Raw genomic sequence first — 13,107 nt, 5'->3', positions numbered from 1 at the left:
TGCCATCTTCAAATTAACTCAATGAATAGTTTTCAGACACGACCTAGTGAGAGTAACATCCTTCCTAGATCTCACTCTCACTAAACTCCTATTACAACTATATATTTGAAGACTAATGGATTTGCCTAGCTCATTAGAATCATGAATAGTGTTGAGTCAACACAAATCTCAATAAATAAACCTACTCTTATTTGATATCCTATCATCCATGACTTTTTACGTTAGTTCTTAACAAATATTATTCCCCAGAGAATGGCGGCGACATAGTATATTATGCTTCCGCGTATTATTATCTTTTGTCATAAAGGTGGTCTCCCATGAAACTTCTCATCACCGGCGGTGCCGGGTTTATCGGCAGCAATTTCGTCATCTACATGCTGCAGCAACATCCGGATCATCAGATCGTGAACGTCGACGCCCTGACCTATGCAGGCAACCTGGAGAATCTGAAATCCGTCGAGAATCATCCCAACTATACCTTTGTCAAAGCTGATATCACCGACGTTCCGGCTATGGATGCCTTGGTCGGCGACGGCGTCGATGTGGTGGTCAACTTTGCGGCAGAATCGCATGTGGATCGCAGTATTCTGGAGCCAGATGTGTTCGTGAAGACCAATGTGCTGGGCACTCAGGTGCTGTTGGATGCGGCGAAGAAACACAACGTCAAGAAGTTTGTGCAAGTATCTACCGATGAAGTATACGGTACGCTCGGAGCAACCGGACTCTTCACGGAAGAAACGCCGCTGACACCGAACAGTCCGTATTCCGCCAGCAAGGCCGGAGGCGATCTGCTGGTTCGTGCGTACCATGAAACCTTTGGGCTGCCGGTCAATATTACGCGTTGCTCCAATAATTACGGCCCTTACCAGTTCCCGGAGAAACTTATTCCACTGATGATCTCCCGCGCGCTGGCAGACGGGGCTCTGCCCGTATACGGGGACGGACTGAATATCCGGGACTGGCTGTATGTTGAAGATCATTGCAGCGCGATTGACCTTGTCATTCACAAGGGTGTGCTTGGCGAAGTGTACAACATCGGCGGAAATAATGAGCGGACGAATGTGCATATCGTCAAGACGATTTTGCAGGAGCTGGGCAAGCCGGAATCGCTGATTACGTACGTCCAGGATCGTCCGGGACATGACCGCCGCTACGGCATTGATCCCACCAAAATCATGACCGAGCTGGGCTGGAAGCCGAAGCATACGTTCGAGACCGGCATCAAGGAAACGATCCGCTGGTACCTGAACCATAAGGATTGGTGGACCCGTATTCAGTCAGGTGAATACCAGAAGTATGCCGAGAAGCAGTACGGCAGCCGCCTGGGAGATGCACTGTAATGGGCGGTAAAGTACTCGTAACCGGCGCTGCCGGGCAGCTCGGCCGGGAAGCCGTGTTGCTGCTTGAGGACAGAGGTTATACGGTATTGGCCTGCGACCGGCAGGAGATGGATATTACCGATCTGGAGCAGACCGGAACCGTTATCGGCGGTTTTGCCCCAGACATCGTCATTCATTGTGCAGCCCATACAGCCGTCGATGCGGCGGAGACGGATATCGATGCGGCTTATGCCATCAATGCGGCGGGAACACGGAATGTCGCTCTTGCCGCGGAAAAAGCTGGTGCCAAGCTGATTTATATCAGCACGGACTATGTTTTTGACGGGCAGGGTGAGCGCCCCTACCATGAATACGATAATACCGCTCCGAAGAGTATCTACGGAAAGTCAAAGCGAGCAGGAGAAATCCTGGTGCAGAGTCTTTCTTCGAAGTTTTTCATTGTTCGGACTTCATGGGTGTACGGCAAGTACGGCAATAATTTTGTCAAAACCATGCTGAAGCTGGGTCAGGAAAAACCGCTGCTTCAAGTGGTCCATGACCAGAAAGGGTCGCCGACCTATACGGCGGATCTGGCGAACTTTCTGCTGGAACTGATGGAGACGGAGAAGTACGGGATTTACCATGCCTCCAACACCGAGGCCTGCAGCTGGTACGAGTTCACGCAAGCCATTTTTGAAGAAGCAAAAGACATCCTTGGTCTGAAGTTCACTGCCAAGCTGGAGCCCTGCACCACCGAGCAGTTCCCGCGCCCTGCGCCTCGGCCATCCAATTCAGTCATGGAGCATTTGTCGATTCGGACGAACGGGCTGACCGATCTGCGGCCTTGGCGGGAAGGGCTGCGGGCCTTCTTGGCCGAGCTGAAGGATTGAAGACACCGGCTTCGGATAAGCTTCAATAATTGAACGAATTAGATAAAAAGTTAACCCCGGCGACGCCGGGGTTTTTATTTAAATGAAGGGTCGATATACTTAGCAGTAGAATCAAATCTATCGACTCCAACGAGAGTGAGAATGCGAATAGCTATGATAATGAAGACGAAGAAGGTAACGGTACATATTGTCACGTATAATAGCGCTGGTGATATCGCCGGCTGTCTGGCAGCGGTTCGGCAGCAGGAATATCCGGTCGCGGAGATCCTCGTGGTGGATAATGCCTCGACGGATGGGACCCGGGAGGCGGTGCTGGTCTTCGGGACTGAAGAGACTCCGGAGCCAGTTCCCGATGGCGATCCATCTTCGAAAGCCTCCAATACGCCTGTCCGCCTTATCTCGAATCCCGTCAACACCGGATTCGCCCCCGCCCACAACCAGGCGATTGCGGCCAGCGAAGCGGACTATATTCTGGTGTTGAACCCGGATGTTACACTGGAGCCGGATTATGTGTCCCGTCTGGTTGCGGTGATGGAAGCCAATCCGCGAATCGGCAGCGCGACGGGCAAGCTTCTGTCCAAGGCTGACCCGAACATTGTCGACAGCACCGGCCTTGTTATGAACCGGATGCGACGGGCATTCGATCGGGGGATGGGAGAGCCGGCCGGGAACTGGACGGAATCCGGCGAGGTGTTCGGCGTCTCCGGGGCGGCGGCGATGTACAGCCGCCGGATGATTGAGGAGATCAGCATCGAAGGAGAATTCTTCGACGGGGACTTTTTCGCGTACAAGGAAGATGTCGATGTGGCCTGGCGGGCCAGGCTGCTCGGATGGACAGCCTATTACGATGCCGAAGCTATCGCCTACCATGAACGGGGCTGGAAGACTTCAGGACGAACAACCAGACCGCTCTTCATCCGCAGAATGTCCTATATGAACCGCTACAAAATGCTGGCCAAGAATGAACCGGCGCGCAGTCTTCTGACGACTCTGCTGGTCTCGCTGCCCTATGAGCTTGCCGTGCATGGCTATATGCTGCTTCGAGAACCGAAAGTACTGACAGCTTGGGGGAGTTTCTTCCGGCAGTGGTCTGTCCTGCGACGGAAACGGAAGCAGATCCAAGAACGCCGCAAAAAAGTTTGAATATCCTATAATTTACTTTCATTGCCCGCAAAAGAGAGCCTTTTGCGGGTGTTTCTATGTTATAATATTTGTCGATATTACTAGATTTCAGTCAGGAGCGTTGCAAGGTGAAGCCCGATGTCAGCATTTTGATTCTGAATTACAATACGTGCCGCCTGACGCTGGATTGTCTGAGGTCGGTCTATGATTCGGCTACGGCGTATCGTTATGAGGTCATTGTGGTCGATAACCATTCCAGCGACGGTTCGGTGGAAGCGATCCGGCGGGAGTTTCCGCAGGCGGTGCTGATTGCCAATGAGGAGAATGTCGGATTCGCGCGAGGCAACAATCAGGCGATGAAGATGGCCGCCGGGCGTTATGTGCTGCTGCTGAATTCCGACACTGTGGTTATGCCGGAGACCTTGGATACCATGATTCGGTTCATGGACGAACGGCCGGATATCGGAGCCTCTGGGTGTAAAATCATTCTTCCCGACGGAAGCCTGGACAAAGCCTGCAAACGCGGCTTTCCGACGCCGTCGGCGTCGTTCTACTATGCGTTCGGGATCAGCAAGCTGTTCCCGGATAACCCTCGCTACAACGGCTACCAGCTCGGCTACCTCGATCCCGATCAGGATTATGCCGTCGATGCGCTGGTCGGCGCCTTTATGATGGTCCGCCGGGAGACAATCGCAGAGGTAGGCGGACTCGACGAGGAATTCTTCATGTATGGGGAAGATTTGGACTGGTGCTATCGTATCAAGGAGGCGGGCTGGGGCATCTGGTATTACCCGCGTACGTCGATCATCCATCTCAAAGGCGGCAGCGCACGCCGGAGACCGCCGAAGATTATCTACGAGTTCCACCGGGCGATGATCCTGTTCCACCGCAAGCACTACCAGGCTAAATATAATGTTATGGTCAATGGTGCCGTGTATGCGGGGGTAGGAGTTAAACTGGCAGCCGCGCTGCTGCGCAATGCCCTTGCGCCGAAGCGGCCAGATGCAACACCGGTTCCGAGCCTAGCGGCGGCGGAGCAGACGGGCGCGCGAAGTGAGACGAAATCCGAGGTGAGATTATGATCCGCCGGAATCAGCGGTTTCTGACCCAACTGTATATGGTGGCCGACTTTCTGGTCATTCAGGCGTCGTTCCTGCTGGCCTGGTGGATTAAGTTCCGCAGCGGCTGGCTAACGTACTACAACCCGCTGCCGATTGAATCGTACAGCTACTGGAGCCTGGTATACAGCGGCATCGCCATTTTGTCGGGGATTGTACTGTCGCTGTATTTGCCGAAGCGGAAGAAGCGGTTCGCCGACGAGTTCCTGAAGATCTTCCAGGTGCACCTGATTTCCGGCTTTATCCTGCTCGGCGTTATGTTCTTCGTAAAAGAAATTAACGTATCCCGCCAATACCTGGCGATCTATATCGGAATCATTATGCTGTCTACGATGCTGTACCGCTTCGTGCTGAAGAAAATGCTGAAATCGCTGCGGCAGAAGGGCTTCAACCGCCAGTTCATCCTTATTCTCGGAGCGGGAACGCTGGGGAAGCGAATTCACGACAACCTTGCGCAGTATCCGGAGCTTGGATATGAAATCTTCGGATTTCTGGACGACTATCAGAACTGGAATACGCTTGAAGCCAAGCATTACAAGCCGATTCTGGGCACGATTGACGACCTGCCTGAAATTCTGGAGAGCCAGATGATCGACGAAGTCGTGCTTGCCCTGCCGCTGGATGTGCATCATAAATTCCCGATCATTATCGGAGCCTGCGAGAAAGCGGGAGTACGGACATTGATTATCCCCGATTTTTTCGATTATTTGCCCGCCCGGCCGTACTTTGACAACTTCGCGGGGATGCCGATGATTAACGTCCGCGACATCCCGCTCGATATGGCCGGCAACCGGCTGGCCAAGCGGCTGTTCGATGTGGTCTTCTCGATCTTTGCCATTCTCGTAACGCTGCCCGTGATGGTCCTGGTGGCTATCGGAGTGAAGCTGACGTCGCCGGGGCCGGTTATTTTCAAGCAGGAGCGGGTCGGGCTGAACCGGCGGAACTTCACGATGTATAAATTCCGCTCTATGCGAATGCAGCGGGACGATGAAGAAGATACCGGCTGGAGCACCAAGGAAGATCCGCGCCGGACCCGGTTCGGAACCTTTATCCGGCGGACAAGTCTGGACGAGCTGCCGCAGTTCTTCAATGTGCTGCTCGGCCATATGAGCGTGGTAGGTCCCCGGCCTGAACGGCCCTTTTATGTGCAGCAGTTCAAGAGTGAGATTCCGAAATATATGGTCAAGCACCATGTGCGGCCCGGCATTACCGGATGGGCGCAGAGCAACGGTCTTCGCGGCGATACGTCGATTGAAGAGCGGATCAACCACGATATTTTCTACATCGAGAACTGGTCGCTGCTGTTCGATATCCGCATTATTCTGAAGACCATCCGCAACGGGTTCAAGAATGCCTATTGATAGTGAACAGGGCGCCGAGTCCTGCCGAAGAACCTGGCAGTTCCTGTATCAAGGAGCTGCGGGTTCTTTTTCTTTTGCAAGGATTAAGCCGGAAACAGGAGACCGGGGCGCATCTGTTCGGAAAAAGGCGAAAAAACGTTCGCTTTTTTAGCCTTCGGCAAATTGACAGCGTACCCCTGCTATTTTACAATCGAAGAAAGAATCCGTGGAACAGGAGAAGGCCCGCCTCTGCACAAGAGGCGGCTTCTCTTGCTTCATGAGGCAATGGCGATCCAGAAGGATGAAGACCTATGACAACGGCGCGGGACCGCGTCCCGGCTTGGAGACATGTGTTCAAGCTGGACCCCGATCGACCGATCGGAGACGAAGAACTCGGCAGGATCTGTACATCAGGCACCGATGCGATTATGGTCGGCGGCTCTACCGGAGTGACGTATACCAATACTTCAGAATTGCTCGGACGTATCCGGAAATATGAAATTCCCTGCGTGCTGGAGGTGTCCGAACTCGGAGCGGTAGTGCCGGGCTTTGACCGGTATCTGATTCCGATGGTACTGAACAGCTCCGATTCGGCCTGGGTTGTCGGCCAGCACCGGCAGGGGATTGAACGCTACGGCGATTATATGCCGTGGGACCTCCTTTTGGCAGAGGGTTATATTGTACTGAACGGGGATTCTGCGGTGGCCCGGCTGACCGAAGCGGATGTCAGGCTGGATGCCGAGGGAGCGGCAGCTTACGCCCAGGTGGCGGACAAGCTGATGAGGCTGCCAATCGTCTATGTGGAGTACAGCGGCACCTTCGGGGATATGGAGACCGTGGCTCGTATTCGCGAGAGTGTGGAGCATGCAGCGCTCTTCTACGGCGGCGGAATCTGCGGTCCGGAAGAGGCGCGAAAGGCGGCTGCGGTCAGCGATACGGTTGTCGTAGGGAACATTGTATACCGGGATCTGGAGGCGGCGTTGGCGACGGTAGAAGCTGTGCGGACGGAAGCGTCTGCGGAGTGGAAGAATTGAGAAGAAACATCGCAAGAAGCGAACAGAAAGGAGCATGACCTTCATGCAATCCGTTAACATATACGATGCCGTGGCCCGGCTGAACCCGCCGCAGCGGCAGGCCGTCGAGGCGACCGAGGGACCGCTGCTGATTATGGCAGGGGCGGGAAGCGGCAAGACGCGGGTGCTGACGCACCGCATCGCCTGGCTGATTGCCAACCGCAAGGCTCCGCCTTGGGCGATCCTTGCGATCACGTTTACGAACAAAGCCGCCCGTGAAATGCAGGAACGCGTGTCAAAGCTGGTAGGACCGGAGGGGCGGGACATCTGGGTCTCCACCTTCCACTCCATGTGCGTGCGGATTCTCCGCAGAGACATTGAGCGGATCGGCTTCACCTCCAATTTCTCGATTCTGGATTCGACGGATCAGTTGTCCGTCATCCGCAACATCATGAAGGATCAGAACATCGACACGAAGAAATTTGAGCCGAAGGCGATCCAGGCCATGATCAGCAACGCCAAGAACGAGCTGATCACGCCGGCCAAGTATGAGGCGAAGATCGGCGATTATTTTGAAGGCATCGTGGCCAAGGTCTATACCCAGTACCAGAAGCGGCTCAAGAGCAACAATTCGCTTGATTTCGACGATCTCATTATGACGACGATCCAGCTCTTCCAAGAAGTGCCGGACGTGCTTGATTTCTATCAGAAGAAATTCAAATATATCCATGTCGACGAGTATCAGGATACGAACCGGGCCCAGTATATGCTGTGCCGGATGCTGGCCGACCAGCATCACCGGATTTGCGTCGTCGGAGACAGCGATCAGTCCATCTACCGGTGGCGCGGAGCCGACATTACGAACATCCTTAATTTCGAGGAAGACTACCCGGAAGCGAAGACGATTCTGCTGGAACAGAATTACCGGTCGACTTCCATTATTCTGGATGCCGCCAACGGCGTCATTGCGCTCAACACCGGACGCAAGCCGAAGAAGCTGTGGACCGATTCCGAAGAAGGCGAGAAGATCAAGGTGTACCGGGCGGATTCCGAGCATGACGAAGGTTATTTCATTACGGGCGAGATCAGCAAGAGCGTCAAGCAGGGCAGACGGTATCAGGACCATGCCATTCTGTACCGCACCAACGCCCAGTCCCGCGTAATCGAAGAAATTCTCATCAAGTCGGATATTCCGTACCAGATCGTAGGGGGCATCAAGTTCTACGACCGCAAGGAAATCAAGGACCTGCTTGCTTACCTGCGGCTGCTCTCCAACCCGGACGACGATATCAGCTTGACCCGGATCATCAATGTGCCCAAAAGAGGGCTTGGCGACACGACGGTCGCCAAGCTGGCAGCGGCTGCCGCTTCGCGGGGCGTCTCCATCTTCCGTGTGCTGGAGACCGTGGATGACCTCGGCTTCGCCGGGCGAACCCGGAACGCGCTCGTCGAATTCTACGACATGATCGAGGCGCTGCACCGGATGGTGGAGTTCTTATCGGTGACGGAGCTGACCGAGAAAGTGCTGGAGCTGTCCCAGTACCGGCTGGAGCTTCAGAACGAGAACACCCTGGAATCGCGCTCGCGGCTGGAGAATATCGACGAGTTCCTGTCGGTGACAATGGAATTCGAGAGGAACAATGAGGACAAGTCGCTGGTCGCTTTCCTGACCGACCTCGCGCTGATTGCCGATATTGACAGCATGAACGAGGAGGACGACGAACGCGGGGATGCGGTGGTTCTAATGACGATGCACAGCGCCAAGGGACTGGAGTTCCCGAACGTGTTCATTATCGGCTTAGAGGAAGGCGTCTTCCCGCACAGCCGGGCCTTCCAGGACAACGAAGAGCTGGAGGAAGAGCGGCGGCTGGCGTATGTCGGCATTACGCGCGCAGAGAAGCAGCTCTTCCTGACCTGCGCCCGGATGCGCACGCTGTTTGGCCGAACCACGGCCAATCCGCCGTCCCGCTTCCTTGAGGAGATTCCCGAGGAGCTGAAGGAAGACGCTTCTCCCGCCGGGTATGACCGCTACCGGCGGGGCTCAGGCGGCGACTTTGGCGGCGCCTACGGCGGCCGCGGCTTCGAGGGCGGCGGCCGGGGCAACTTCGGCGCCCGCGTGACGGGCGGCACCGGAGGAACCGGCGGCGGATATGCGGCCGGCGGTGCGGTCCGGGGAGGCGGCGGCAGCGCAGCGCCCGCGGGATCGAGCGCCCGCGCGACCGTCGTATCCGGCGGGCCGGCGCAGGCCTCCGGAGCGGCCGGCGGCTTTAAGGCGGGCGACAAGGTATCCCACGGCAAATGGGGCGTCGGCACCATTGTCTCCGTCAAGGGCGAAGGCAACGACATGGAACTGCAGATTGCCTTCCCTGCTCCGGTAGGGGTGAAGAGACTGCTCGCGGGCTTTGCCCCGATCAGTAAAGTGGAATAGCGCGAAGGAACGGTTCGTGCGGGTGGCGCCGATGTTTAGAAACGCCCGCACGCGTACATAGTGAAGGTGACGTATTTGATGAAGCAAGCCTAATACAGCAAGCCACGGAGGGATAAACCCCGCATGGATGAGATGCACAAGATGGAAGAGCTGGTGGCAGAGCTGAACCGGCTCGCCTACCATTACTACACCCTGGATGCCCCGCTGGTCAGCGACAAAGAATATGATGTGCTCTATGACAAGCTGCTGCAGCTGGAGGCTGAGAGCGGCCTGGTGCTGCCCGATTCGCCGACCCGCCGGGTCGGAGGCGAACTGCTGAAAGGTTTTGTTCCGCACCGCCATCTGGCTCCTCTGTGGAGCCTGGACAAAGCCCAGAATATTGAGCAACTGCGGCTGTGGGAAGCCCGTGTGCTGAAGCTGGTGAACGATTACAACGCCAAGAACCCGGATACGCCGCTGCCGGCTCCGTGCTATGCGGTGGAGCTGAAGTTCGACGGGCTGACGCTTAACCTGACTTACCGCGACGGTGCCCTCGTGCAGGCGGCCACCCGGGGCAACGGCGTAACCGGCGAAGGGATTCTGGAACAGGTGAAGACCATCAAATCCGTCCCGCTGTCCATTCCTTACCGGGAAGGCGTGATCGAGGTGCAGGGCGAAGGCATCATGAATCTGTCCGTGCTCGCCGAGTATAACCGGAGAGCGGCGGACCCGCTGAAGAATGCGCGCAACGGCGCCGCCGGAGCGCTGCGCAACCTGAACCCGAAGCTGACCGCCGAGCGTCGGCTGAACGCTTTTTTCTATAACGTCGGCTATGCGGAAGGAACCTCCTTCTCGAACCATCAGGAAATGATGCAGTTCCTGCGGGACAACCGCTTCAAGGTCAACCCGTACTTAACCTATTTCGACAGCTTCGACGGGGTCACGGAGCAGGTCGCCGAGATTGAAGCCAAACGCTCGGGCCTGGACTATCTGATCGACGGAGCCGTTATCAAAATCACCGATTTCCGCACTCGCGAGGTGCTCGGCTACACGGACAAATTCCCCCGCTGGGCCGTCGCCTACAAGTTCGAGGCGGAGGAGACGACCACGATTCTTCAGTCGGTAAGCTGGAATGTCGGCCGTACCGGCAAAGTAACGCCGCTGGCCCGGGTCGAGCCGGTCGAACTGGCGGGAGTGACCGTTCAGAACTGCACGCTGAACAATGTCGGCGATATCGAGCGCAAGAACCTTAAGTTTGCTCTCGGAACCCGGGTCTTCATTCGGCGTTCCAACGATGTGATCCCGGAGATTCTGGGCAAAGTAACCGAAGAGAGCGACGGGGGAGAGATCGTGTTCCCGGCGGAATGTCCGGCCTGCGGGTTCCCGCTGGAGATGCGCGGGGCGCACCTGTTCTGCAACAACAAGCTGAACTGCAAGCCGCAGATTGTCGCACGGATCACCCATTATGCGTCGAGGGATGCGATGGATATCGAGACGTTCAGCGAGAAGACGGCAGGACAGCTCTATGAAGAACTTTCGATTCGGGAAGCGGCTGATCTGTATGATCTGACGCTGGAACAGCTGGTGAAGCTGGAACGCTTCGGGGAGAAGAAGGCGCAGAATTTGCTGCAAGCACTGGAGGACAGTAAGCACCGGGATCTCGCCTCCTTCCTGTTCGCGCTGGGCATTCCGAATACGGGCAAAGCGACCACCCGAATGCTGGCGGAGCACTTTCGCAGCCTGGATGCCGTTATGGCCGCCACTCCTGAGGAGCTGGAGGCGCTGCCTGATATCGGAGGCATAGTCGCCGAGAGCATTACCGGATACTTTGCCGACCCGTTCACCGTGAGCGGCATCCGACGATTGCTGGAGCACGGCGTTGTGCCCGAAATGCCCGACGCACCCGCAGCAGTGAACGAAGATTCGTTCTTCTTCGGCAAAACGGTGGTCCTTACCGGCACCCTGCACCGGTTGACCCGGGATGACGCCGCAGCGCGCCTCGAGGCCCTCGGCGCCAAGGTGAGCGGCAGCGTCTCCAAGAAGACCGACCTCGTCGTTGCCGGCGAGAAGGCCGGGAGCAAGCTGGCCAAGGCCCAGGAGCTCGGCATTCCGGTGATCGACGACGAAGAAGAGCTGCTGCGACTGCTGGGAGGACAACCGTCATGATGGAGCGGGCCTTTGGCAGTACAGGATTACAGGTAAGCGCGCTTGGCTTTGGAGCGGGCCATATCGGTCAGGATACGATGACGGACCGGGAGGCCGCGCGCATTCTGAACGAGGCGCTGGACGCAGGGATTACCTTGATTGATACCGCCCGTGGATACGGGCTGTCCGAGGAACGGATCGGCAAGCTGATCGGACACCGGCGGCAGGAATTCGTGCTGTCCACCAAGATAGGCTATGGCATTCCCGGTTTCGAGGACTGGACGGCGCCCTGTATTCGCGCAGGCATTGACGCCGCTCTGAAGCTCATGCGGACGGATGTACTGGATGTTGTGCACCTGCACTCCTGTCCAAGAGAGATTCTGGAGGCAGGAGAGGTAACCGAAGAGCTGCATCGCGCGGTGGAAGCGGGTAAGGTAAGAGTAGCGGCCTACTCCGGTGAGAATGAAGCGCTGGAAGCCGCTCTTCACAGCGGCAGCTTCGGAAGCATCCAGTTGTCTGTGAATATTTGCGACCAGGCTTCTTTGGAGTCGGCCCTTCCGGCCGCGCGCGAAGGGGGCATCGGCGTCATTGCCAAACGGCCGATAGCCAATGCGCCTTGGCGCTATGCAGAGCGGCCGGTGGGCGAGTACGTAGAGGACTACTGGGTTCGCTTCCGTGAAATGGGCTGGCATAAAGCGGAACTCGGCATGAATTGGGATGAGCTGGCGCTTCGGTTCGCCGCATTTACGCCGGGGGTCCACTCCTGCATTGTAGGCACCGCGAATCCGGAACGGCTGCGGCATAACGCACGTCTTCTGGAGAAGGGCCCTCTCCCGGAGGAACTGGAAAAGAAGCTGCGAAGCGACTTTCATTCTCATGGAGCAGACTGGGTAGGACTGGTATAAAGCAGGACGGGCATAAAAGAACGGTGCAGAAATCACTAAATCCATTGAAACACCGCAAGCCGTTCCAGCATAACTGCCGGACGGCTTGTTACGGGTTTGGCGGTGATATGGCTTACGCTTACCCGCTATCCGAGCCGTTATATCCGTCTGACTCCGGCATCCGGGCGACTTATCATAGCCGCTCGGTTCCCGGTGACACGTGTGTCCCTTGAGATCAGTTCAACCCGGTTCAGCCATTTCACCGACTTGTACGCGTACGTCTGCGGTACAATCCGCGGGACCGGATTAGAACTTCACCATGACGGCGCCGGGTTGAACGCCGGCCAAATCCATGAGCTAAGACAGTGCAAGACCGGCGGTAACAGGGAACCCATTGAGCCATAAGCGTATTTCATTCAGAGGGCAGTGCCCTTATCCGTTAGAGCGGGTTATTGAATGCCGAGGCTCTTGAATCTCCCACCCAGACGGCGATAATTTTAGTTATTAAAAAAGGTTGCTTTCTTGCTTGAGACATGATATATTATTTCTTGTCGCTTGAGACGGAAGTTGCCGCGAAGTTGTAGGTGAATGAAATCGATAGTTGACGAAGAAGTTCAAGTGTGATAATCTATAATTCCTGTCAAGATGAATAATCTTGCAGGGCAAGTTCTTTGAAAACTGAACAAATGGACGCGTTATATTATGACAGATTCATTTTATTGAATCGTCAGCTTTATCTTATGAGCAAGTCAAACGAACTTGTTCGTCCGCAAGAATCGGCTCAGCCGAGCTCGATGCCTTTCGGACGTTCAGCTCGACGAAGGTCGAGCCTTTTATGGAGAGTTTGATCCTGGCTCAGGACGAACGCT

Annotated in this window: 9 protein-coding genes; all 9 read left to right on the top strand. The window is 56.0% G+C overall.

The window, feature by feature from the left end:
* Positions 1 to 317 precede the first annotated feature (317 nt).
* A complete protein-coding gene (gene rfbB, locus F4V43_RS16115) occupies positions 318 to 1,340 on the top strand; it encodes a dTDP-glucose 4,6-dehydratase (protein WP_150459285.1) in 1,023 nt (340 codons plus the stop codon).
* On the top strand, positions 1,340 to 2,209 hold the full coding sequence (rfbD, locus tag F4V43_RS16110; RefSeq protein WP_150459284.1) for a dTDP-4-dehydrorhamnose reductase: 870 nt from the start codon (positions 1,340 to 1,342) through the stop codon (positions 2,207 to 2,209). Before rfbB ends, rfbD begins: the two co-directional genes overlap by 1 nt.
* A 153-nt stretch (positions 2,210 to 2,362) precedes the next feature.
* Complete coding sequence (locus F4V43_RS16105; RefSeq protein WP_317983790.1) at positions 2,363 to 3,352, top strand: glycosyltransferase family 2 protein; 990 nt, start codon at positions 2,363 to 2,365, stop codon at positions 3,350 to 3,352.
* A gap of 107 nt (positions 3,353 to 3,459) precedes the next feature.
* Entirely contained in the window at positions 3,460 to 4,413 is a 954-nt protein-coding gene (locus F4V43_RS16100) for a glycosyltransferase family 2 protein (RefSeq protein ID WP_150459283.1), read from the top strand.
* Positions 4,410 to 5,810 carry an undecaprenyl-phosphate glucose phosphotransferase gene (locus tag F4V43_RS16095; protein WP_150459282.1) on the top strand — a complete coding sequence of 467 codons (1,401 nt, stop codon included), beginning with the start codon at positions 4,410 to 4,412 and terminating at the stop codon, positions 5,808 to 5,810. Before F4V43_RS16100 ends, F4V43_RS16095 begins: the two co-directional genes overlap by 4 nt.
* A gap of 290 nt (positions 5,811 to 6,100) precedes the next feature.
* A complete protein-coding gene (locus F4V43_RS16090; RefSeq protein WP_150459281.1) occupies positions 6,101 to 6,823 on the top strand; it encodes a heptaprenylglyceryl phosphate synthase in 723 nt (240 codons plus the stop codon).
* 43 nt (positions 6,824 to 6,866) lie between these two features.
* The gene (pcrA, locus tag F4V43_RS16085; RefSeq protein WP_150459280.1) at positions 6,867 to 9,230 is read left to right on the top strand and encodes a DNA helicase PcrA; all 2,364 of its coding nucleotides are present in this window, start codon (positions 6,867 to 6,869) and stop codon (positions 9,228 to 9,230) included.
* A gap of 123 nt (positions 9,231 to 9,353) precedes the next feature.
* Positions 9,354 to 11,375 carry an NAD-dependent DNA ligase LigA gene (ligA, locus tag F4V43_RS16080; RefSeq protein WP_150459279.1) on the top strand — a complete coding sequence of 674 codons (2,022 nt, stop codon included), beginning with the start codon at positions 9,354 to 9,356 and terminating at the stop codon, positions 11,373 to 11,375.
* On the top strand, positions 11,372 to 12,259 hold the full coding sequence (locus F4V43_RS16075) for an aldo/keto reductase (RefSeq protein WP_150459278.1): 888 nt from the start codon (positions 11,372 to 11,374) through the stop codon (positions 12,257 to 12,259). The genes ligA and F4V43_RS16075 overlap by 4 nt, the downstream gene beginning before the upstream one ends.
* Positions 12,260 to 13,107 lie beyond the last annotated feature (848 nt).

Origin of the sequence: Paenibacillus spiritus, from assembly GCF_008710135.1 — a bacterium.
Classification (GTDB): Bacteria; Bacillota; Bacilli; order Paenibacillales; family Paenibacillaceae; genus Paenibacillus_AQ; species Paenibacillus_AQ glufosinatiresistens.
This window is presented reverse-complemented; position numbering and strand designations above follow the sequence as displayed.

Bases quoted from the DNA above. Each gene is read 5' to 3' on its own strand.
- F4V43_RS16095 (WP_150459282.1), top strand. From the start codon at position 4,410: ATGATCCGCCGGAATCAGCGGTTTCTGACCCAACTGTATATGGTGGCC.
- rfbB (WP_150459285.1), top strand. From the start codon at position 318: ATGAAACTTCTCATCACCGGCGGTGCCGGGTTTATCGGCAGCAATTTC.
- F4V43_RS16090 (WP_150459281.1), top strand. From the start codon at position 6,101: ATGACAACGGCGCGGGACCGCGTCCCGGCTTGGAGACATGTGTTCAAG.
- ligA (WP_150459279.1), top strand. From the start codon at position 9,354: ATGGATGAGATGCACAAGATGGAAGAGCTGGTGGCAGAGCTGAACCGG.
- F4V43_RS16105 (WP_317983790.1), top strand. From the start codon at position 2,363: ATGATAATGAAGACGAAGAAGGTAACGGTACATATTGTCACGTATAAT.
- F4V43_RS16075 (WP_150459278.1), top strand. From the start codon at position 11,372: ATGATGGAGCGGGCCTTTGGCAGTACAGGATTACAGGTAAGCGCGCTT.
- pcrA (WP_150459280.1), top strand. From the start codon at position 6,867: ATGCAATCCGTTAACATATACGATGCCGTGGCCCGGCTGAACCCGCCG.
- rfbD (WP_150459284.1), top strand. From the start codon at position 1,340: ATGGGCGGTAAAGTACTCGTAACCGGCGCTGCCGGGCAGCTCGGCCGG.